This is a genomic window from Actinokineospora spheciospongiae (genome assembly GCF_003182415.1).
GTDB lineage: Bacteria > Actinomycetota > Actinomycetes > Mycobacteriales > Pseudonocardiaceae > Actinokineospora > Actinokineospora spheciospongiae.
In genome coordinates this window covers 435,692-457,241 of sequence record NZ_QHCP01000005.1, presented here as the reverse complement: position 1 = coordinate 457,241, position 21,550 = coordinate 435,692, and the positions used below count along the sequence as shown (strand labels likewise).

18 protein-coding genes are annotated in these 21,550 nt (G+C 73.1%); 4 read left to right on the top strand and 14 right to left on the bottom strand.

Features of this window, described 5'->3' with window-relative positions; genetic code table 11:
- Window positions 1–10: 10 nt before the first annotated feature.
- On the bottom strand, window positions 11–1,231 hold the full coding sequence (locus DFQ13_RS16260) for an aminotransferase class V-fold PLP-dependent enzyme (protein WP_233438439.1): 1,221 nt from the start codon (window positions 1,229–1,231) through the stop codon (window positions 11–13).
- On the bottom strand, window positions 1,201–2,706 hold the full coding sequence (locus tag DFQ13_RS16255; RefSeq protein ID WP_233438438.1) for an ABC transporter substrate-binding protein: 1,506 nt from the start codon (window positions 2,704–2,706) through the stop codon (window positions 1,201–1,203). The genes DFQ13_RS16260 and DFQ13_RS16255 overlap by 31 nt, the downstream gene beginning before the upstream one ends.
- Before the next feature lie 44 nt (window positions 2,707–2,750).
- On the opposite strand from DFQ13_RS16255, the gene DFQ13_RS16250 reads away from it, so the two are divergent.
- Window positions 2,751–3,527 (top strand): carbon-nitrogen hydrolase family protein, encoded by a 777-nt coding sequence (locus tag DFQ13_RS16250; protein WP_110080383.1) that lies wholly within the window; start codon window positions 2,751–2,753, stop codon window positions 3,525–3,527.
- Window positions 3,528–4,136: 609 nt separating this feature from the next.
- Here the strand turns inward: DFQ13_RS16250 and DFQ13_RS16245 are convergent.
- Window positions 4,137–5,444: a cytochrome P450 gene (locus DFQ13_RS16245; RefSeq protein ID WP_110080382.1), complete on the bottom strand. Its 1,308-nt coding sequence runs from the start codon at window positions 5,442–5,444 to the stop codon at window positions 4,137–4,139.
- A 71-nt stretch (window positions 5,445–5,515) separates the two neighbouring features.
- On the opposite strand from DFQ13_RS16245, the gene DFQ13_RS16240 reads away from it, so the two are divergent.
- The gene (locus DFQ13_RS16240; protein WP_035283391.1) at window positions 5,516–6,100 is read left to right on the top strand and encodes a TetR/AcrR family transcriptional regulator; all 585 of its coding nucleotides are present in this window, start codon (window positions 5,516–5,518) and stop codon (window positions 6,098–6,100) included.
- Between the two features lie 9 nt (window positions 6,101–6,109).
- Here DFQ13_RS16240 and nadC read toward each other — a convergent pair whose 3' ends face one another.
- The 3 genes from nadC to nadA are packed head-to-tail and all read right to left on the bottom strand — an operon-like array spanning window position 6,110 to window position 9,587.
- A complete protein-coding gene (nadC, locus tag DFQ13_RS16235; protein WP_110080381.1) occupies window positions 6,110–6,958 on the bottom strand; it encodes a carboxylating nicotinate-nucleotide diphosphorylase in 849 nt (282 codons plus the stop codon).
- On the bottom strand, window positions 6,955–8,583 hold the full coding sequence (locus tag DFQ13_RS16230) for an L-aspartate oxidase (RefSeq protein ID WP_110080380.1): 1,629 nt from the start codon (window positions 8,581–8,583) through the stop codon (window positions 6,955–6,957). The genes nadC and DFQ13_RS16230 overlap by 4 nt, the downstream gene beginning before the upstream one ends.
- Window positions 8,580–9,587 (bottom strand): quinolinate synthase NadA, encoded by a 1,008-nt coding sequence (gene nadA, locus DFQ13_RS16225; RefSeq protein ID WP_110080379.1) that lies wholly within the window; start codon window positions 9,585–9,587, stop codon window positions 8,580–8,582. The genes DFQ13_RS16230 and nadA overlap by 4 nt, the downstream gene beginning before the upstream one ends.
- A 59-nt stretch (window positions 9,588–9,646) precedes the next feature.
- On the opposite strand from nadA, the gene DFQ13_RS16220 reads away from it, so the two are divergent.
- Both DFQ13_RS16220 and DFQ13_RS16215 read left to right on the top strand, forming a co-directional pair.
- Entirely contained in the window at window positions 9,647–10,348 is a 702-nt protein-coding gene (locus DFQ13_RS16220) for an NUDIX hydrolase (protein WP_181400001.1), read from the top strand.
- 70 nt (window positions 10,349–10,418) lie between these two features.
- Complete coding sequence (locus DFQ13_RS16215; protein WP_035283386.1) at window positions 10,419–11,099, top strand: LON peptidase substrate-binding domain-containing protein; 681 nt, start codon at window positions 10,419–10,421, stop codon at window positions 11,097–11,099.
- A 37-nt stretch (window positions 11,100–11,136) separates the two neighbouring features.
- On the opposite strand, the gene DFQ13_RS16210 is transcribed toward DFQ13_RS16215, so the two are convergent.
- The 8 genes from DFQ13_RS16210 to dnaE form a co-directional block, all read right to left on the bottom strand.
- Entirely contained in the window at window positions 11,137–11,790 is a 654-nt protein-coding gene (locus DFQ13_RS16210) for a DUF2567 domain-containing protein (protein ID WP_084175667.1), read from the bottom strand.
- 69 nt (window positions 11,791–11,859) lie between these two features.
- Window positions 11,860–12,063: a biotin synthase auxiliary protein BsaP gene (bsaP, locus tag DFQ13_RS16205; protein ID WP_035283385.1), complete on the bottom strand. Its 204-nt coding sequence runs from the start codon at window positions 12,061–12,063 to the stop codon at window positions 11,860–11,862.
- Between the two features lie 25 nt (window positions 12,064–12,088).
- Window positions 12,089–13,141, bottom strand: a complete 1,053-nt coding sequence (bioB, locus tag DFQ13_RS16200) for a biotin synthase BioB (RefSeq protein ID WP_035283384.1) — start codon at window positions 13,139–13,141, stop codon at window positions 12,089–12,091.
- A 99-nt stretch (window positions 13,142–13,240) separates the two neighbouring features.
- Complete coding sequence (bioD, locus tag DFQ13_RS16195) at window positions 13,241–13,981, bottom strand: dethiobiotin synthase (protein ID WP_110080378.1); 741 nt, start codon at window positions 13,979–13,981, stop codon at window positions 13,241–13,243.
- Between the two features lie 406 nt (window positions 13,982–14,387).
- On the bottom strand, window positions 14,388–15,656 hold the full coding sequence (locus DFQ13_RS16190; protein ID WP_110080377.1) for an adenosylmethionine--8-amino-7-oxononanoate transaminase: 1,269 nt from the start codon (window positions 15,654–15,656) through the stop codon (window positions 14,388–14,390).
- Window positions 15,657–15,705: 49 nt separating this feature from the next.
- Window positions 15,706–16,413, bottom strand: a complete 708-nt coding sequence (locus DFQ13_RS16185) for a hypothetical protein (protein ID WP_110080376.1) — start codon at window positions 16,411–16,413, stop codon at window positions 15,706–15,708.
- 155 nt (window positions 16,414–16,568) lie between these two features.
- Window positions 16,569–17,783, bottom strand: a complete 1,215-nt coding sequence (locus DFQ13_RS16180; protein ID WP_035280213.1) for a cytochrome P450 family protein — start codon at window positions 17,781–17,783, stop codon at window positions 16,569–16,571.
- A gap of 130 nt (window positions 17,784–17,913) precedes the next feature.
- Window positions 17,914–21,447, bottom strand: a complete 3,534-nt coding sequence (dnaE, locus tag DFQ13_RS16175) for a DNA polymerase III subunit alpha (RefSeq protein ID WP_110080375.1) — start codon at window positions 21,445–21,447, stop codon at window positions 17,914–17,916.
- Between the last annotated feature and the right edge of the window lie 103 nt (window positions 21,448–21,550).

Below are 21,550 nucleotides of genomic sequence, written 5' to 3'. Positions count from 1 at the left end.
GTGCCCCAGCTCACCGGATGGTGCGCACCGCGGCCACCGCCGTGTCCAACTGCGACCGCCCGACGAAGTAGTGCGGCGAGGCCCGCACCACCTGCTCCAAGCCGCGCCGGGTCATGTCCAGCCGGGTCGAGGACCGGCCGCTGACCGTCACGGTGATGCCCTGCCCGCGCAGCGCGTCGCGCACGGCCTCCGCCGCGACCCCCTCGACGGTGAAGGTGACGATGCCGCAGCGCCGGGTGCCCTGGTCGCGCACCTCGACCCCGGGCAGCGCCGACAGCCCCGCCCGCAGGTGCTCCGCGCGGGCGCCCACGGCGGCGGCGATGGCATCCGGCCCGAGGTCGAGGGCGTAGCGGGCGGCGGCGATCAGACCCAGCCGGTCGGCGATCGAGCACTCCCACAGCTCGAACACCCGCGCGTCCCGGCGCAGCTCGATCTCCCCCGGAGCCACCCACGAACCGCTGTGCAGGTCGACCAGGCGCGGGCTCAGCCGCTCGCGGACGTGCGCGGGGACGACCAGCACACCGGTGCCGCGCGGGCCGCGCAGCCACTTGCGCCCGGTGCCGCTGAGCAGGTCGACGCCCAGCGCGCCGACGTCCAGCGGGAGCTGGCCGAGGGACTGGCAGGCGTCGAGGAGGACCAGGGCGCCCACGGCGTGCGCGGCGTCGGCGACCTCGCGGACCGGGTTGACCAGGCCGCCGTTGGTGGGCACGTGGACCAGCGAGACCAGCCTGACCCGCTCGTCGAGGAGCCGGGTCAGCGCGTCGAGGTCCACGGTGCCGTCCGGGCCGGACGGCACCGGCTCGACGGTCGCGCCCGCCTTCGCGGCGAGGTTGAGCAGCGGCACGGCGTTGCCCGCGTACTCGGCCTCGGTGACCAGGACCCGGTCACCCTCGGCCAGCGGGACGGCGTCGACGGCGGCGAGCCAGGAGCGGGTGGCGCTGTCGGTGAACGCGACCTCGTCGGGCGCGCAGCCCAGGAGTTCGGCGAACACGGCGTAGCCCTCGGCCAGGTCGTCGGCGCGCTCGGCCGCGGCCCGGTAGCCGCCGACCTCGGCTTCCCGGCGCAGGTGCCCGACAACGGTGTCGAGGACCGGTGTCGGCGGCAGCGAGGAACCCGCGCTGTCGAGGAACACCTGGCCCCGGGCGCCGGGTGTGTCGGCGAGGACCCGGGCGGCGTCCCAGCCGTCGGGGTCGAGCGCGGTCAGCGCGGTGTCCAGGTCGACAGGTTCCACCAGGGCCCCCAGGTGTGGTCGGTGCCGGTCGTGTCGACGACCGGCCGGTAGCCGTTCCAGTTCTCGCGCAGCACGTAGGTGTGGTCGACCGCGGCGAGCACCACCATGGTCGGTGCGGCGGCGTAGGCGCGTTGCAGTGCGCGGAACGCGACCGCGCGCTGCGCAGGGTCGGTGGTGGCCCGCTCCGCGTCGAGGGCGGCGGCGACCGCGCCGCCGCCGGGGTGCAGCAGCGGGTACAGCGCCCGGTCCGGGTCGAACGGGTCACCGAAGGCGGTCAGCCTCGGCGTGGCCGGGTCGGTGGTGGCGTCGGCGGGCTTGGGCGTGACCTTGACGCCCACGGCGGCGGCGGACTTGGCGAAGGCCGTGGCCAGGTCGCGCGAGACCAGGTCGGTCGCCGGGTAGGCCAGGTCGAACGCGGCCACCGCGCCGCCCCGGGTCCGCACCCCGTCGGCCCCGGGCACCCAGCCCGCCGCCAGCAGCACCTCGGCCGCCCTGGCGGTGTCGCGCCGGAAGGCGGCGGCGGGTTCGACGAACTCGGCGGCCACCTCGGGCACCGGTTGCGACGCGGCGGTCCCCTTGCCCGCCAACGCGTCCCGGACGAGCGCGTCCCGGTCGACGGCGAGGTTGAGCGCGAGCAGGACGGCCGGGTCGGCGGCGGTCGAGCCCGCGGGGATCGAGACGGCGCGCAGGTCGGCGCTGCTGTGCTCGACCACGGCCAGGCCATTGGTCTTGGCGAACTCCTCAGCCAGCGTCGGCGGCAGCGCGGCGCCGTCGAGCCTGCCCTCGCGCATCCGCCGGGCGCGGGTTTCGTCGTCGGGCAGGAACTCCAGGGTCACCCTGGTGATCTCCGGCGGACCGGCGAAGTACGCCCGGTTCGCCTCCAACTCCAGCGAGACACCCCGGGTCCAGCTCACGACCTGGTAGGGCCCGGTGCCCACGGGCGGGTCGGACGGCGGCCCGTCGGACTTCACGCCCAGGGTCAGCAGCTCCGGGAACTGCGCCCAGGGGGCGTTGAGGTCGAACCGCACCGAGGTCTTGTCGACCGCTTGCACCCCGGACAGCATCCAGAACCGACCGCGCAGCGGGGCGTCGGCGGCCAGCACCGACCGGTAGGTCGCCACCACGTCCCCGGAGTCGAAGGCGCTGCCGTCGGTGAAGCTGACGTCGGTGCGCAGCGCCACGGTCCACGAGCGGCCGTCGGGGGCCGGGGTGGGCAGGCCGGTGGCCAGCGCGGGCCGCAGCGCGCCGCCGGGCGCGTGCTCCACCAGCCCGTCGAAGACCTGCGCGGAACCGAACGGCGCGTACCCGGCCACCGGGTCCAGCGTGGTGGGCTCGGCGGCGACCCCGATCACCAGCGAACTGCCGTCCGGGTCCCCCGAGGCGGGCGGTGTGGGGTCGGTGGTGCAGGCGGGGACCAGGAGGACACTGGCGAACACCACCGCGACCGGACCGCGGCGGAGGGACAGGAACGGCACGGGACCCGAGGGTAGTCGGGTCCCCGGCGGCAGGAGGTTGCGGAGTGCGCGCGGCGCTGTGTCAGATCACCTCGACCCCGGACCCGGCGGCGAACCTGGCGGCGGTCCGCTCCGGGGTCGCCGCGGCGGCGCGGGCGGGGGCCTCGCTGGTGCTGTTCCCGGAGGCCACCCAGTGCTGCTTCGGCGTGCCCCTGGGCCCGATCGCCGAACCGCTGGACGGCCCGTGGGCCTCGGCGGTGCGCGAGATCGCCGACGAGCACGGCGTGCTGGTGGTCGCGGGCATGTTCACCCCGGCCGACGACGGCCGGGTGTTCAACACCCTCCTGATCACCGGCCGCGGCGAACACCGCGGCTACGACAAGATCCACCTCTTCGACGCGTTCGGCTTCACCGAGTCCCGCACGGTCGCCCCGGGTTCGGAACTGGTCACGGTGACCGTCGACGACCTGACCCTCGGCCTCACCACCTGCTACGACGTACGGTTCCCCGAGCTGTACCGAGCACTGGCCGCCCAGGGCGCGGCGGCACTGCTGGTGGCGGCGTCGTGGGGGGCGGGCGAGGGCAAGCGGGAGCAATGGGAACTCCTGGTCCGCGCCCGCGCCCTCGACGCCACGGCGTGGGTGCTGGCCTGCGGCCAAGCCGACCCCGGCACCCCGAGCAAGGCCCCGACCGGCATCGGCCACAGCCTGGTCGCGACCCCGACCGGCGCGATCGCGGCCTCACTGGGCCCAACCCCGGACCTGCTGGTGGTGGACATCGACCCGGACTCGGTGACCAAGACCCGCGAGGCGATCCCGGTACTGGCCAACCGCAGGCTCTAGGACCCGCCCCAAAGCCAACCAGCCACCCACAAACCGCCGCCCAACCACCCGGCCGGCGCAGCACAACCAGCCGCCCCCGGCCCGGCGGCCCGGCAGCCGCGCCGAACCCCATCAGCGCAGCCGCCAACTACCCACCACACCGCCAGCCCGGCGAGCGAATGCCCGGGTGGAGTGAATGTCCTGAACGCAGGCCGACCACCCCAAGAACCGGCGGCCCGGCGAGCGAATGCCCGGGTGGATGGATGCGCTCGGCCAGCCGCCCACCCCGAAAACCGCCGGCCCGGCCAAGCAAACGCCCGGGTGGGTGGATGCGATTGGCCAGCCGCCCACCCCGAGAACCGGCGGTCCAGCGAGTCAACTGCCCGGGTGGGTGGATGTGTTTGGCCGGGGGTGGCGATCATGTGACAGCCTGCCTGGGCGGTGGGGCATCTTTTCAGCCCCACCCGGTCACACTGGAGCACATGATCGCCATAGGGGCCCCGGCCAAACACATCCACCCAGCCGGGCACACCCGCAAAAAACCCGGCGCTCGAAAGCCGAGCACACCCAGCCAGGCACACCCACAAACCCCGGGCTTGAGCCCGAAACACATGACTCAGCAGGGCCGGATCAGCGCCGACGGGCGATGACGCGGGCACCCTTCGACGGGATCAGCGTGATGTTGCGCGACTTGGGCGGCTCGGGCGGCCCCACCGGTTCCAGGTCGTAGCGGGTCAGGATCGCGCGCAGGACCACCACCGCCTCCTGCAGCGAGAACCCCGCCCCCAGGCAGCGGCGGACGCCGCCGCCGAACGGAATCCACGTGCCCGATTCCGGTGAGGTGCCGAGGAAGCGCTCGGGGCGGAACTCGTCCGGGTCGTCGAAGTGGTCCGGGTTGCGCTGCACCAGGCCGATGCTGGGCGAGACGATGGTGCCCCTCGGCAGGCGGTGGCCCGCGATCACCGTGGGTTCGGTGAGGCGGCGGGCGACGCTGTAGATGATGGGGCGCAGGCGCATGGCTTCCTTGGCCACCGCCTGGAGGTAGTCGTCGTCGCCGGTGTCGGCGGCCCGCTGGGCGGCGCGCAGGACCTCGGGGCGGCGGGAGAGTTCGTGCAGGGACCAGGCGAGCGCGGTGGCGGTGGTTTCGTGGCCCGCGAGCAGCAGCGTCATCATGTGGTCGCGGAGTTCGACCGCGCGGGCGTCCGGGTCGGCGGCCAGCAGGCGGGAGAGCACGTCGTCGCGGGTGGCGAGGTCGGGGCGGCCCCGGCGCTCGGCGATCTCCTCGTACAGCAGGGCGTCGACGGCGGTGATGTTCTCGGCGTTGCGCTTCCACGGCCACAGGCCGCCGAGCTTCGGGAAGGTCCAGCCGAGGACCGCGATCGGGCCGATGTCGGTGACCTTGTTGATCAGCGGGCGCAGCTTCGCCAGGCGCTCGCCCTCGGCCATGCCGAACACGACCCGGAGGATGATCTCCAGGGTCACCTCGTTCATGGTGCGGTGCGTGGCGAACGGCTTGCCCACCGGCCACTTCTCCGCGGCCGCCGTCGCCAGCCCCTCCATCATCCCGCCGTAGCCGCGCAGGGCGGCCCCGTTGAACGCGGGCATCAAGCGCTTGCGCGCGGACAGGTGCGCGGCCTCGTCGAGGATGAGGACTGATTCGTGCCCCATGACCGGGGCCAGGATCGCGTTGCCCTCCCCGGCGTGGAACACCGACGGCGACCCGGCGAAGACCTCGCGGATGTCCTCCGGTCGGGTCACCGCGACCACGGTGCGCCCGGCGGCGAGGCGGACGGTGTAGGTGTGGCCGTAGCGGGCCTGCCAGCGCGGGGAGAAGCGGGCCCGGGAGCGCATGAACAGGATCGTCTGCACCGCCCGTGGCAGCCGGGGCCCGTCGGGGAGGGTGTCGCTGGCGTGGTTGTCGACTTCGGCCGAACTCATCGGACCTCCCGCTGGTCTGCTCCCCGGATTTATACATCCGTATAGATGGACGGGGCAACTACCCTGCACGGGTGGGACATCGGGAACTGCTGCTCGACGCCGCCCGGCGGCTGCTGGAGGACAAGGGCTACGCGCACATCACCGCGCGCGACCTGGTGGCCGCCTCCGGCACCAACCTGGCCTCGATCGGCTACCACTTCGGCTCCAAGAACGGCCTGCTCAACGCCGCCCTGGGCGACGTGTTCGAGGAGTGGACCGACGCCCTCGCCGAAGTCGCCCTGGCCGACCCGCACGCCTCCCCGCTGCAACGCGCCCACCTCACCTGGGCGACCGTGCTGCTGCACCTGGCCGACAAGCGCGCGCTGCTGCTGAGCTTCGTCGAAGCCCTCGCCCAGGCCGAACGCGACCCTGCACTGCGCGAACAACTCGCCGAGGTGCAGGACCGCACCCGCACCCGGGTGGCCGAGATCGTCGCCACCTCCTACGGCGACGCCGACGTCCACGCCGACGACCCCCGCTGCACCGCCGTGGCGGGCTTCATCCTCGCCGTCTGCGACGGGCTCGCCCTGCAGTGGCTGCTCGACCCGCAGCGCTCCCCCCGACCGGAGCACCTGCTGGCGGGCCTGAACGACCTGGTCGCCCGGTCCCAGAACTGAACCCGGGGCCTAGCGCAGGTCCATGCCCAGGTCGAGCGCGGGCGAGGAGTGCGTCAGCGCCCCGACCGCCAGGTAGTCCACGCCGGTCTCGGCGTAGGCCCTGGCCACGTCGAGCGTCAACCCGCCGGAGGCCTCCAACCGGGTCCCGGTGCCTGCGGCACGACGGACCGCCTCGGCGCACTCGGCAACGGTGAAGTTGTCCAGCAGCACCAGTTCCGCGTTCTCCGCCAGCGCCTCGTCGAGCTGGACCAACGTGTCCACCTCGACCTCGCACGGCAACTCCGGCGCATGCGCACGAACCGCCGCAAGGGCCTTCGCCACCGACCCGGCTGCCAGGACGTGGTTGTCCTTGATCAGGACCGCGTCGCCGAGGGCCATCCGGTGGTTCACCCCGCCGCCGCAGCGGACCGCGTACTTCTCCAGCACGCGCAGGCCCGGGAGGGTCTTGCGCGAGTCGCGCACAGCAGCGCCGGTGCCCTCCACCGCGCGCACCCACTCGTGGGTGGCGGTGGCGATCCCCGAGAGGTGGCACAGGAAGTTGAGCGCCGTGCGCTCGGCCGTGAGCAGGGCGCGGGTGGTCCCCCGGACCGTCAGCGCGGGCACCCCGGGCTCGGCGGCGGACCCGTCGGACCGCGCGCCCAGGACCTCGACGTCGGGCAGGACCTGGCGGAACACCTCCTCGGCGACCCCGACCCCGGCCAGCACGCCCGCTGCGCGCGGGGTCAGCTCGGCCACCGCGACCGCGTCGGCGGGCACGGTGGCCTCGGTCGTGGCGTCCGGCCCGTGGGCCAGGTCCTCGGCCAGGGCGATGGCGATGATGCCCGAGAAGGCTTCCACACCAAGGGGTTCGGTGCTCACGCGACACCTCGCAGCGCGATCGGGTGGACGGGGACCGGCTGGCCGGACGGCGTCAGCCGGATGATGGTCGGGTGCGACCAGGCCGCGTCGTCGCGGGCCGGGAAGTCGGTGCGCACGTGGCAGCCACGGGACTCGGTGCGGGTCGCGGCGGCGGCGATGAGGGCGCGGGCGACCAGGGTCAGCGCCGCGTCCTCGACCAGGGTGCGGGTGTCGAGCACCCGCTCGGCGGCGGTCACGTCCAGCACGGACCCGACGATCGCCAGGCCCTCGGCCTCGCGGCCGATCGCGGCGTAGCGGCTCATCACCCGTTGCAGCACGTCCCGGTCGGCGACCGGGGCCACCGGCAGGTCGGGCACGACGGCCAGGCAGGTGTCGGCGAGCCGCCCGCCCGCCAGGTCGGCGGCGACCGCCTCGGCGGCGCGCTCCCCCACGACCAGGCCCTCCAGCAGGCTGTTGGAGGCGAGCCGGTTCGCGCCGTGCAGGCCGGTGCGCGCCACCTCGCCCGCCGCGTACAGGCCGGGGACCGGGGTGCGGCCGTCCACGTCGGTCAGCACGCCGCCGCAGGCGAAGTGCGCGGCGGGGGCCACCGGGATCGGTGCGACCGCCGGGTCGACGCCCGCGGCGAGGCAGGCGGCGTGCACGGTCGGGAAGCGGCGGCGGAACGTCGCGGCGTCGAGGTGGGTGGCGTCGAGGAAGACGTGGTCGTCGATCCCGCCGCGGCCCAGCGCCATGTGCCGGGTGATGGCGGCGGCCACCACGTCGCGCGGTGCCAGGTCGGCCAGCGGGTGCACGCCTTCCATGACCCGGGCGCCGGTGGCGTCGACCAGCACCGCCCCCTCTCCCCGGACCGCCTCTGTCACCAGCGGGCAGCGCCCGCGGGCGCCCGCACCGGTGTAGAGGACGGTGGGGTGGAACTGCACGAACTCGACGTCGGCGACCGGGGCGCCCGCGCGCAGCGCCAGCGCGAGCCCGTCGCCGGTGGCGACCTCGGGGTTGGAGGTGGCCTGGTAGAGCTGGCCGAGCCCGCCGGTGGCCAGCAGCACCGCCGGGGCGCTGAGGACGCCGGGCACCCCGGCGTCGTCGAGCACGTGCAGGCCGACGACCGCCCCGGTGGGGGTGCGCAGCGCCTGCACGGCGACGTGCCCCTCCAGCACCGGCACCCGGCCGCCGCGGGCGGCGGCGACCAGGGCGCGCTCGACCTCGGCGCCGGTGGCGTCGCCGCCCGCGTGCACCACCCGGAACGCGGTGTGCCCGCCCTCCCTGGTCCGGGCCAGCTTCCCGTCGGGCCGCGCGTCGAACACCGCGCCGCGCTCGCGCAGCCGGGCGACGGCGGCGGGGCCGTCGGCGATGATCGCCCGGACCGCGTCCTCGTCGCACAGGCCCGCGCCCGCGACCAGGGTGTCGGCGACGTGCGCGCGCACCGAGTCGCCCTCGTCGTGCTCACCGGGCAGCACGACGGCCACGCCGCCCTGCGCCCAGCGGGTGTTGCCGTCCTCGGCGGCGGCCTTGGTGACCACCAGGACCCGCAGCCCCAGTGACCGTGCCCGCAACGCCGCCGTCAACCCGGCGACACCCGTCCCGACGACCACCAGGTCGGCGCGGGCCTCCCAGGTCGGCGCGCTCACTCCCCGCCGCCCGACTGGCCGATCTCGATCATCCGCTGCACCGCGCCGCGGGCGCGGGCGGCGGTGTCGGGGTCGACGTGCACCTCGTCGCGGTTCTCCCGCAGCGACCGCAGCAGCGCCGCCGGGGTGATCATCTTCATGTACCGGCAGGACGCGCGGTCGTTGACGGCGTTGAACTCGATGTCGGGGGCGGCCTTGCGCAACTGGTGCAGCATCCCGATCTCGGTGGCCACCAGCACCGAACTGGCCTTGGTGGCGCGGGCCTGGGTCACCATGTCGCCGGTGGAGAGGATCTTGACCTTCTCGCTGGGCACGATGCCCTCACCGGCGAGGTAGAGCGCGGAGGTGGCGCAACCGCACTCGGGGTGGATGAACAGGTCCGCGTCCGGGTTCGCCGCCGCGCGCTCGGCCAACTCGGGGCCGTTGATGCCCGCGTGCACGTGGCACTCCCCCGCCCAGATGTGCATGTTCTCCCGGCCGGTCTCGCGCTTGACGTGCGCGCCGAGGAACTGGTCGGGCAGGAACAGCACCTCGCGGTCGGCCGGGATCGAGGCGACCACGTCGACGGCGTTGGAGGAGGTGCAGCAGATGTCGGTCTCCGCCTTCACCTCGGCGGTGGTGTTCACGTAGGACACCACGACCGCACCGGGGTGCTCGGTCTTCCAGGCGCGCAGCTCGGCGCCGGTGATGGAGTCCGCCAGCGAGCAGCCCGCGCGCTCGTCCGGGATCAGCACGGTCTTGTCCGGGCTGAGGATCTTCGCGGTCTCGGCCATGAAGTGCACGCCGCAGAAGATGATGGTGGACGCGTCGCTGGTGACCGCGATCCGGCTCAGCGCCAGCGAGTCACCGGTGTGGTCGGCGATGTCCTGGATCTCGGGAAGCTGGTAGTTGTGCGCGAGCAGCACCGCGTCGCGCTCGGCCACCAGCCGCCGCACCTCGTCCCGCCACGCGGCGTCCGCCTCCACCCCGCCGTAGGGGGTCAGGTCGAGCATTTCCGCGGTCATGGGCCCCTCCTCAGATGTCCGATTTTCGCTCCCGAGGTTTTCGCCTTAGGATCGAAAACATGGCTGATGCTACCACCGCGACCGCCCCGATCCACCACGAAGTGCTCGCCGCGGTGCTGCAAGTGAGGCAGGGAACACTGCGGGTCCTGCTGTGGCAGCGGGCGATGGAACCGCACGCGCACAGGTGGTCACTGCCCGGAGGCCTGCTGCGGATGGACGAGGACGTGGAGACCTCGATCCGGCGCCAGCTCGCCGAGAAGGTCGACGTGCGGCAGGTGTCGCACGTCGAGCAGTTGGCCGTGTTCAGCGCCCCCGACCGCACCCCTGGGGCGCGGGTGATCGCCAGCGCCTTCCTCTGCCTGGTGCCCTCGCACCTGGACCCGGAGCTGCCCGGCGACACCGAGTGGCACCAGCTCGAGTCGCTGCCGGACACCGCCTTCGACCACCGGGCGATCGCCGTGCGCGCCCGCGACCGGCTGCGGGCGAAGCTGTCCTACACGAACATCGGCTTCGCCCTCGCCCCACCCGCGTTCACCATCTCCGCGCTGCGCGAGCTGTACTCCGCCGCCCTGGGCTACCGGGTGTCGGCGACCAACCTGCAGCGCGTGCTGTCCCGCCGGGGTCTGTTGGAGCCCACCGGGCGCACCACCCGGCCCGGCCGGGCGGGCGGGCGGCCCGCGGCGGAGTTCCGGTTCGCCGACGCCAGCATGGCCGTCACGGACGCCTTCGCGGTGCTCAAGCCCCCCGGTCAGCAGCGCTGAGAGCACCCTCCGGTACGCCGGACGCCGCAATCGGACAGCGGGGACGGTCGCCACGTCGTAGCGTGGTCGGGTGGCCGATTCGCTTCCGCTGTTCCCGCTCAGGGCGGTGCTGCTTCCCGGAGCGAACCTCCCCCTGCACATCTTCGAGCCCCGCTACCGCCAGCTAACGGTGGACCTGGTCAACGGCACCGTCCCGGACCGGCAGTTCGGGGTGATCGCCCTGCGCCCGTCGACGGAGCGCGAGGTGACCGAGCTGGCCCAGCTCAGCGCCATCGGCTGCTCGGCGGCGCTGCGCGAGGCGAAGCGGTTGCCGGACGGGCGGTTCGACATCATCACCACCGGGGAGCGGCGCTTCCGACTGCTCGAACTGGACACCACCAGCGCCCCGTACCTGATGGGCCGGGTGGAGTGGGTGCCCGACGTCGAGCAGCCCACCGCCGCCGCCGACTCGGTGTCGCTGCTGGCGGAGTCCGCGCGCTCGGCGCACCGCCGCTACTGCACCGCGGCCTGGCAGCGCGAGGACTGGTCCGAACCGGACGCCGACACCGCGACCTGCGAGCTGGCGCACGCGCTGGCCGCGGACTGCCTGCTGAGCATGGAGGACCGGCAGGACCTGCTGGAGGAGACCCGTCCGCTGCACCGGCTGCGGATGGTGGGCAAGCTGCTCAACCGGGAGGCGGGTTTCCTGTCGACCCTGCGCGCGGTCCCCGCTCCCCCGTCGGAGTTCAGCGAACCGATCTGCCTGAACTGAACGCCCGCGCCGGGAGCGCACCGCTCCCGGCGCCGGATCAGCCGAGCCTGCGCCCGAGGTCGTCCATCCCGTTCCAGGCCGCGGCCAGGCCGTAGGCGAGCGCGGTGCCGAACGGCCAGGCGACGAAGGCCCACCCGGACTCCAGCCGCGGCGCCAGGGTGAGCACGTCGCCCAGGGCGGGTGCCGCGGGCACCGGGTAGTGCGCCTCGGCCCAGGAGACGCCGACCCGGGTGGCCAGCCAGGCGGCCAGCGCGGCACCACCGGTGGCGGCGATCAGGTAGACCGGGCCGCGGCGCTCCCGCAGCGCCCAGACCGCGGCGCCGGTGACCAGACCCGCGCCCATGGCCATGAGCACGAACAGGACCAGGTCGTCGAAGCGGTGGTGGCTCTCCGAGCGCAGCGGGATCAACCGGCCGCCGTCGACGATCTGCACCAGTTCCGCAGGCGCCAGCCGGGACCACAGGAAACCCAGGGCCAGCCCGCACAGCGCGATCACGCCGAACACGCCCACGGCGGGCAGCAGGTCCCGCTTGACCACGACCGGCGCGGGTCGCCGCGCGGGCCACAGCTCGGCGAGGCCGTGCGGGTCGTCGCCCGGCTGCCACGGCCCGAACGCGGCGGGGCCGGGTCCGGGGTGGTCCGGGGTGGTCGGGGGAGCCGCGTCCCGTGCGCCGACCGCGTCCTCCGCCACGCCTGTCCTCCCGCTGCCGAACCGCTGGTGACCGGGCCGCCCGCGCGGAGCGGACCCGATCACCCGAGACTAGTCGGTCAGCCGGGACGCGCCCGCGCTGGTCAGCTCACCGTGCCGACTGCACCGGGCCGACCAGCCCACCGGGGTGACCTGGACGACCATCCGCCTGCCGCAGTCGGCGCAGAAGCGCGGCGGCTCCAACGCGGCCCGCCCGCCCCGGCAGGGCAGGTGCTCACCCTCCGCGGCGGGCTTGCCGCAGTGCACGCAGTACACGCTCGATCTCCTGTGGTTCCCGGTCTCAGAGGGTGTCGCTCAGCGCCTTGATCGGCATCTTGAGGTCGGTCAGCATGTCCAGGTCCTGCTGCGCCGGGCGGCCGAGGTTGGTCAGGTAGTTGCCGACGATGATCGCGTTGACCCCGCCCAGCATCCCCTTCTCCGCGCCCAGGTCGCCCAGGGTCAGCTCGCGACCGCCCGCGAAGCGCAGCATGGTGCGCGGCAGCGCCAGCCGGAACGCGGCCACCAGGCGCAGCGCCTCGCGGCCGGAGATCGGCTCGTACTGCTCGTAGGGGGTGCCCGGCTGCGGGATGAGGAAGTTCATCGGCACCTCGTGCGGGTCCAGCTCGGCGAGCTGCACGGCGAACTCGGCGCGCTGCTCCACCGTCTCGCCCATGCCCAGGATGCCGCCGGAGCAGACCTCCATGCCCGCCTCGCGGACCATCCGCAGGGTGTCCCAGCGCTCCTCCCAGGAGTGCGTGGTGACGACCTCGGGGAAGTGCGAGCGGGCGGTCTCCAGGTTGTGGTTGTAGCGGTGCACGCCCATGCCGACCAGCTCGTCGACCTGCTCCTGGGTCAGCATCCCCAGCGAGCAGGCGATCTGGATGTCGTTGCCGGACTCGCGGATCGCCTTGATGCCCTCGCGGACCTGCGAGAGCAGCCGGGCGTCCGGGCCGCGCACGGCGGCGACGATGCAGAACTCGGTGGCACCGGTGGCCGCGGTCTGCCGGGCGGCCTCGACCAGGCCGGGGATGTCCAGCCAGGCGGAGCGGACCGGGCTGGGGAAGCGGCCGGACTGCGAGCAGAAGTGGCAGTCCTCCGGGCAGCCGCCGGTCTTGAGGCTGACGATGCCCTCGACCTCGACCTCCGGGCCGCACCACTTCATCCGGACCTCGTGCGCGAGCGCGAGCAGGTCGTCGAGCCGGTCGTCACCGAGGTGCAGCACGGCGAGCACCTGCTCCTCGGACAGGCCGACCCCGCGCTCCAGCACCTGCTCGCGGGCGACGGCGAGGACGTCCGCGGGCGCGTCCTGGGGAGCGGTCTCGGCGTCGTGGGTGCGCTCGGCGGCTGCCGTCACGGTGTTCCTCCTCGAACCGGTGTCCCGGCGCCACTGCGCGCCCCGACACCTGCGTGTACGTGTCCGATGGGACAGTGTGCCGCATGGGGGTGACAGGTTTCAGCGAGGAATCTCACCCCGGGCGGGGTCGAACTCCCGCGCGGTGAACTCCTTGGCGTCGAATTCGCCACCCAGGCTGGGCGCGAGCCAGCGCCGGGCACCCTCGGCGAACGCGGTGGGATTCGCACCACCCACCCCCGCCGGGACGACCCCGACCAGCGGGGCACCGGTCACCAGCGGCAGGTCCTCGAGGTTGCACCGGGCGGCCAGGTCGGGCTCGGCGGGCCAGGAACCGACGACGACCCCCGCGCAGGCGATTCCCCGGGTGCGCAGCGCCTCGGCGGTCAGCGCGGCGGTGTTGAGCGTGCCCAGGCCCGCGTGCGCCACCACCAGCACCGGGGCGCCCAGCGACCAGGCCACGTCGGCCAGCGTGCCGCCGTCGGGGTCGAACCGGACCAGCAGGCCACCCGCCCCCTCGACCAGCACCAGGTCGTGGGTGCGGGCCAGCTCGGCGGTCGCGGCGGCCACCTCGGACGGGCGGACCGGGGGCATCCCCACCCGGCGGGCGGCGGTCTCCGGGGCGAGCGGGTCGGGGAAGCGGCGCAGCTCGGCGGTGGTCACCGCACCGGCCAGGGCGGTCACCGCGGCCAGGTCGCCCGGCTCGTCGAGGGCCACGCCGGTCTGGGCGGGCTTGAGCACGGCGACCCGGCGGCCCGCGGCCCGGGCGAGCGCGGCGACCCCGGCGGTGACGACGGTCTTGCCGACGTCGGTGCCGGTCCCGCTGATCACGAGGACACTCACGGTGGGTCAGGCTAGCGCCGGGCCTTGTCGAACACCCACCGGAACCGGCGAACGTCACTGCGCTGGACCGGCGGAGCGGCCTTGCTCCTTGTGATCTGCTCGGCTGTGGTTGGGTTTCAAAGCCCGGTCGTTTGTTGGGCGTGCCCGGGTGGGTGGATCTGCTTGGGCGGGGCCCCTACAGCGATCATGCGCCTGGTGTGACCGAGTGGGGCGAAAAGAGTGCCCCACTGCCCAGGCAGGCTTGCACATGATCGCTTCCCCCACCCAAGCACATCCACCCACCCGGGCATTCCGGCGCCGGGCCGGCGGTTGCGGGGGTGGTCGGCGGCTGCGCCGCTGACGGCTCGGGGTGGCTGGCCGCCAGGCCGGCGGCTGGCGGGGTGATCGGCGGCTGCGCCGGTGGGGGTCAGCCCACCGCTGCCGCGGCGGTGATCCCGGCGGTGATCCGGCCGATGTCCTCGGTCGTGCAGATGTAGGGGGGCATCGTGTAGATCAGGTCGCGGAAGGGGCGGAGCCAGACCCCGGCGGTGACGGCGGCGGCGGTGGCGGCGGCCATGTTGACCTCGTGGTCGAGTTGGACGACGCCGATCGCGCCGAGGACCCGCACCTCCCGCACGCCCGGGAGGTCCAGGGCGGGGGCGAGGCCGGTGCGCAGTTCGGCCTCGATGCGCCCGACCGTGCCGCGCCAGTCCCCGGCCAGCAGCAGGTCGATGGAGGCGGTGGCGACGGCGGCGGCCAGCGGGTTGCCCATGAACGTGGGGCCGTGGGCCAGGACGGGGACCTCGCCCCGGGAGATCCCGTCGGCGACGCGGGGGGTGCACAGGGTGGCGGCCATGCTCAGGTAGCCGCCGGTCATCGCCTTGCCGACGCACATCACGTCCGGGCTGATGCCCGCGTGGTCGGCGGCGAACAGCTCCCCGGTGCGGCCGAAGCCGGTGGCGATCTCGTCGAAGACCAGCAGGACGTCGTGGGTGAGGCACAGTTCGCGCAGGACGTGCAGGTAGCGCGGGTCGTGGAAGCGCATTCCGCCCGCGCCCTGGACCACCGGTTCGACGATCACCGCCGCCAACTCGTCGGCGTGCGCCTCGACCAGGTCGGCGAGGTGGGCGACGTAGTCGTGGTCGAAGTCGGTGGGTGGGGCGTCGGCGAAGCGCTGCACCGGGAGGACGCCGCGCCAGAGGCTGTGCATGCCGCCCTCGGGGTCGCACACGCTCATCGGGTTGAACGTGTCGCCGTGGTAGCCGCCGCGCCAGGTGAGCAGCTTGGTCTTGCCGGGTTTGCCGGTGGAGCGCCAGTACTGCAGGCACATCTTGATCGCGACCTCGACGCCGACCGAGCCGGAGTCGCAGAGGAACACGTGGCGCAGCGGTTCCGGGGTGATGTCGACCAGGCGCGCGGCCAGGGCCACGGCGGGCTCGTGGGTGAGGCCGCCGAACATGACGTGGCTCATCCGGCCCGCCTGCGCGGTGAGCGCCGCGTCGAGCACCGGGTGGCGGTAGCCGTGGATCGCCGCCCACCACGACGACATGCCGTCGACCAGTTCGCGGCCGTCGGCCAGGGTCAGCCGGGTGCCCCGGGCGCTGTCGACCACCAGCGGGGTCTGCGTGCCCGGCATCGGGCCGTAGGGGTGCCACACGTGGGCGCGGTCCAGGGCGAGCAGTTCCTCCGGGGTCACGCGGGGGAGCCTATCGCCCCGGAACCCGGAATCCACTGTGGACAGGCGGTCAGCCCTCGACGCCCGCGAGTTCCTTGCGCCGGGCGACGAGCCGGGCGATCTCGCGGCCGTGGTCGGTCGGCACGATCCACTGCCCCGGCGGGACGGTGATGCGCACGGCGGGCCCGGGGGTGACCGTGACCCGCAACTCCCCCACGCCGGGGACCTCCAGCGTGGCCCGGCGGGCCACCAGGATCTGCTCCACGGCGCCGACCCCGCTGAGCGCCACCATCGGCCGCACCAGCCGGAACCGCCCGCGCGACCCGGCGAGGGTGATCCGGTCGTGGGCCACCAGCAGGTGCAGCCCGCGGTCGCCGCGCGCCTGCCACGGCACCTCGACCCGCGAGTCGGCCAGCTCCGGCGTGTACGGCTCCAGCAACCGCCTGCGCGCGTCGACCGCCAGGAAGTACCCGGCGGTGCCGAGTGCGGCCCCGGTGACGGGCGACAGCGGCCACAGCGCCATGGCCCCCAGGTGCAGACCGGCCAGTCCGCCGAGGACCGCCGCGGCCACCGGCCAGCGGCGCGGGCGCATCAGCCGGGAGCGGAAGTACCAGGCCCCGGCCAGGACGAGCACCAGCGGGACCACCAGGTGGGGCAGCGGGTTGCCGAGCAGCGTGGCCCCCGCCGCGAGCAGCGGTCCGACGAGGACGATCAACACCAGGTGCGGCCGGACAGCGCGCAGCCGCGCGTCGACCAGCCCGCGCTCCGCCGTACTCACCCGCCCCCGCACCCGGCCAACGTTATCCGACCGGAACCGGATTCACCGGGATTGCCCGGCACGCCACGCCCAACACCGCGGTATCCGCAACCGGATTTCCGGTGGTGGTTGCCCGGGCAGGCCGCGGCCCCTGCGCTGTATGGCGTACGGGCCGGTCAGGTCAGCTTCACCGGGAGGGTTTCCAGGCCGCGGACCAGGGTGCTGTCGCGCCAGCGCAGTTCCTCCGGGTCGGCCGCCAGCGACAGCGCGGGGAAGCGGTCGAGCAGGCGGCCGATGGCGGTGGCGGCCTCCAGGCGGGCCAGCGGGGCGCCGACGCAGTAGTGGATGCCGTGGCCGAAGGCCAGGTGCGCGGACTGGGCGCGGGTGATGTCGAGGCGGTCGGGCCGGTCGGTGTGCGCCTCGTCGCGGTTGGCGGAGACGAGGGAGACCATGACGAACTCGCCCTCGGGGACCTCGACGCCGCCGAGGGTGATCGGGGCGGTGGTGTAGCGCATGGTGGCGATGTTGATCGGGCCCTCGAAGCGCAGGAACTCCTCGACCGCGCCGGGCAGCAGCGCGGGGTCGGCGCGCAGGGCGGCGAGCTGGTCGGGGTTGCGCAGCAGGGCCAGCACGCCGTTGCCGATGAGGTTGACCGTGGTCTCGTGGCCCGCGATGAGCAGCAGCATGGCCATGGACACCAGTTCCGCGGAGCTGAGCCGGTCGCCGTCGTCGTGCGCCCCGACCAGGTCGGAGAGCAGGTCCTCGGCGGGTTCGCGGCGCTTGTGCTCGATCAGCTCGGCCAGGTAGCGGCCCATGGCGTCGCCCGCGGCCGTGGTGACCTCGGGCGGGCCGGTGGTGATCATGGTGGAGGTCCAGGAGCGGAAGTCGTCGCGGTCGGCCTCCGGGACGCCGAGCAGTTCGCTGATCACCGTGATCGGCAGCGGGAAGGCGTAGTCGTCGAGGAGGTCGACGGTGTCGCGGCCCGCCATGGCGTCGAGCAGGCCGTCGGCGATGCCCTCGACCCGGTCGCGCAGCCTGCCGACGACCCGGCTGGTGAACGCCTTGGTGACCAGCTTGCGCAGCCGGGTGTGGTCGGGCGGGTCGGAGTTGAGCATGTGCGTGGCCAGCTCCACCCGGAACGGCAGCGGGGTGGCGTCGGTCAGCCGGTGCCGGTCCATGACGGGGGCGAACCCGGCGACGCCCTTGCTGATCCGCGGGTCGGTCAGCGCGACCTTGGCGTCGTCGTAGGCGGTGACCAGCCAGCCCTTGAACCCGCGCGGGAAGATCGCCTCGCGCACCGGGGCGGCCCGGCGCAGCTCGGCGTGCAGCGCGTGCGGGTCCTGCGTGTACTCGGGCGTGTCCAGCCTGAGCACGGTGTCCGGCACCGACATGTCCATCCCCCTCCACCAGCGGTTAACCCCGTTCACCAACCACCCTACCGTGATCGGGCGGTGGCGGGGTGTCACCGCCCCCCGCCATCCCGGGCAGGGACCGGGATGGCGGGGGGCGGGACAGCGGGGGTCAGGACAGGCAGCCCGGTCCCAGCAGCGCCTTGAGGTCGCCCATCAGCGACGGCGACGGCTGCACCCGCAGCGCGTCGTCGAGCTTGAGCAGGGTCTGCCGCGGCCCGTTGATCAGCTTGAGGTGCACCTCGGTGGTGCCGGGGTGCCCGGCCAGCACGTCCTTGAGCTGGGCGACCAGCGGCGGGGTGCACTTGGTCGCGGCCATGCTCAGCCGGAACGGGGCGCCCGCGGCGTTGGACAGGTCGGGCACGGCCAGGTCGTTGGCGATCAGCGAGGTGCGGTCGTCGCGCTTGGCCACCCGCGCCTTGACCAGCACGATCGCGTCCTCCAGCACCCCCATGCCGACCACGGCGTAGGTCTTGGGGAAGAACAGCACCTCGATGCCACCGGCGAGGTCCTCGAGCTGCGCCGACGCCCACGGCTCGCCGTTGCGGTTCACCCGCCGGTTGACCGAGGCGAGGATGCCGCCGATCACGACCTGGGCGCCGTCGGACAGGCCGCCCTCCAGGATCGCCGCGATGGAGGTGTCCGACTGCGAGGTGAGGATGTGCTCGACGCCGTTGAGCGGGTGCCCGGAGACGTAGAGGCCCAGCATCTCCCGCTCCAGGGCCAACTGGTGCTTGGACTCCCAGAACTCGTCCGGCACCCGCACGTCGAACACGCTGGAGACGTCCTCGTCCGCGCCGCCGCCCGCGCCGAACAGGTCGAACTGGCCGACGGCCTCCGCCTTCTTCGTCTCCATGACGGCGTCGACGGCGTCGGTGTGGATGAGGAACAGGCCCTTGCGCGGGTGCTTGAGCGAGTCGAAGGCCCCCGACTTGATCAGGGATTCCACGACCTTCTTGTTGCACGCGGTGGTGTCGACCTTGCGCAGGTAGTCGGAGAAGTCGACGAAGTCGCCCTTCTCCGCGCGCGCCTTGATGATCGAGTCGACCACGTTGGCGCCGACGTTGCGGATCGCACCGAGGCCGAAGCGGATGTCGGTGCCGACCGGGGCGAAGTCCTTCTCCGACTCGTTGACGTCCGGCGGCAGCACCGTGATGCCCATCCGGCGGCACTCCGACAGGTAGACCGCGGCCTTGTCCTTGTCGTCGCGGACGCTGGTGAGCAGGGCGGCCATGTACTCGGCCGGGTAGTTCGCCTTGAGGTAGGCCGTCCAGTAGGAGACCAGCCCGTACGCGGCGGAGTGCGCCTTGTTGAACGCGTAGTCGGCGAACGGGACGAGGATGTCCCACAGGGTCTTGATCGCGTCCTTGGGGTAGCCGTTCTTCTCCATGCCGCCGGAGAAGTTGACGAACTCCGCGTCCAGGACCTCCTTCTTCTTCTTGCCCATCGCCCGGCGCAGCAGGTCCGCCTGGCCGAGCGTGTAGCCCGCCAGCTTCTGCGCGATCGCCATGACCTGCTCCTGGTACACGATCAGGCCGTAGGTCGTGCCGAGGATGTCCTCCAGCGCCTCCGCCAGGGCGGGGTGGATGGGGGTGATCTCCTGCTGCTTGTTCTTGCGCAGCGCGTAGTTGGTGTGCGACTTGGCACCCATCGGACCCGGCCGGTAGAGCGCGCCGACCGCGGAGATGTCCTCGAAGTTGTCGGGGCGCATCAGCCGCAGCAGGTCGCGCATCGGCCCGCCGTCGAGCTGGAACACGCCCAGGGTGTCGCCGCGGGAGAGCAGTTCGTAGGTGGCCTTGTCCTCCAGGCCCAGGGTCTCCAGGTCCGGGACCGGTTTGCCGTTGGTCTCGATGTTGCGCAGCGCGTCGTCGATGACCGTGAGGTTGCGCAGCCCCAGGAAGTCCATCTTGAGCAGGCCCAGCGACTCGCAGGTCGGGTAGTCGAACTGGGTGATGATGGAGCCGTCCTGCGGCCGCTTCCACAGCGGGATGGTCTCCATCAGCGGCTCGGCGGAGAGGATGACCGCGCAGGCGTGCACACCGGCGTTGCGGATCAGGCCCTCCAGCCCGCGGCCGGTGTCGATGATCTCCTTGACCTGCGGGTCGCTGTTGTAGAGCTCGCGGATCTCGGTGGCCTCGTTGTAGCGCTTGTGCTGCGGGTCGAACAGGCCGTTGAGCGGGATGTCCTTGGCCATGACCGCGGGCGGGTATGCCTTGGAGATGCGGTCGGCGATGGCGTAGCCGGGCTGGCCGAACAGCACCCGGGCGGAGTCCTTGATCGCCGCCTTGGCCTTGATGGTGCCGAAGGTGATCACCTGGGCGACCTTGTCCGCGCCCCACTTCTCGGTGGTGTAGCGGATGACGTCGCCGCGCCTGCGCTCGTCGAAGTCGATGTCGATGTCGGGCGGGCTGACCCGGTCGGGGTTGAGGAACCGCTCGAAGATCAGCCCGTGCGCCAGCGGGTCGAGGTCGGTGATGCCCATCGCGTAGGCGATCAGCGCGCCCGCGGCCGAGCCGCGGCCGGGGCCGACCCGGATGCCGTTGGACTTGGCCCAGCCGATGAGGTCGGCGACCACCAGGAAGTAGGCCGGGAAGCCCATCTGGGTGATGACGCCGATCTCGAACTCGACCTGCCGGGTGTGCTCCTCGTCGACGCCCTCGGGGAAGCGCCGCCGCATCCCGGCCCACACCTGCTCGCGGAAGAACTCGTCCTCGGTCTTGTCGTCGGGGATCGGGAACTTCGGCATCAGGTTGCGGAACTCGAACATGCCGGTCGGGTCGACCTTCTCGGCCACCAGCAGGGTGTTGCGGCACCCCTCCTGCCAGGGGTCGGAGGCGTCGACCGCGCGCATCTCGTCCGGGGACTTGAGGTAGTAGCCGTCGCCGTCGAACTTGAACCGGGTCGGGTCCTGCAGGGTCTTGCCGGTCTGCACGCACAGCAGCGCGTCGTGCGACTCGCGCTCGCCCTTGAAGGTGTAGTGCGAGTCGTTGGTCACCACGAACGGGATGTCGAGCTTGCGGGCGATGTCGACCAGCCCGCCGCGGACCCGGCTCTCGATCTCGATGCCGTGGTCCATCAGCTCGACGAAGAAGTGCTCCTTGCCGTAGATGTCGCGCCAGTCGGCGGCGGCTTGCAGCGCCTCGTCGAAGTGGCCCAGCCGCAGCCGGGTCTGCACCTCGCCGGACGGGCAGCCGGTGGTGGCCATCAGCCCGTCGGCGTGCTCGGTGATCAGCTCCCGGTCCATCCGCGGCCACTTGCCGAGCTGGCCCTCCATGGAGGCCAGGCTGGACAGGCGCATCAGGTTGCCCAGGCCGGTCGCGTTGCGCGCCCAGATCGTCTGGTGGGTGTAGGCGCCGCTGCCGGAGACGTCGTCGGACTTCTGGCCGGGGTCGCCCCAGCGGACCCGCTCCTTGGTGAACCGGGAGGCGGGCGCGACGTAGGCCTCGACGCCCAGGATCGGCTTGATGCCCGCCTTGGTGGCCTGGGTGAAGAAGTCGTAGATGCCGTTGGTGTGCCCGTGGTCGGTGATCGCCACGGACTGCATCCCGAGCCGCTCGCACTCGGTGAACATGTCCTTGAGCTTGGCCGCTCCGTCGAGCATCGAGTACTCGGTGTGCACGTGAAGATGAGCGAAGGAGTCAGCCACGACGCCACCCTAGCGAGGGGGTCTGACGGTCTGCGGCATTGGGGGCGCGCGTGTCGAACGGGTGGGCGAATCCCTTTCCATATCAAGAAAGCTGATACAACTA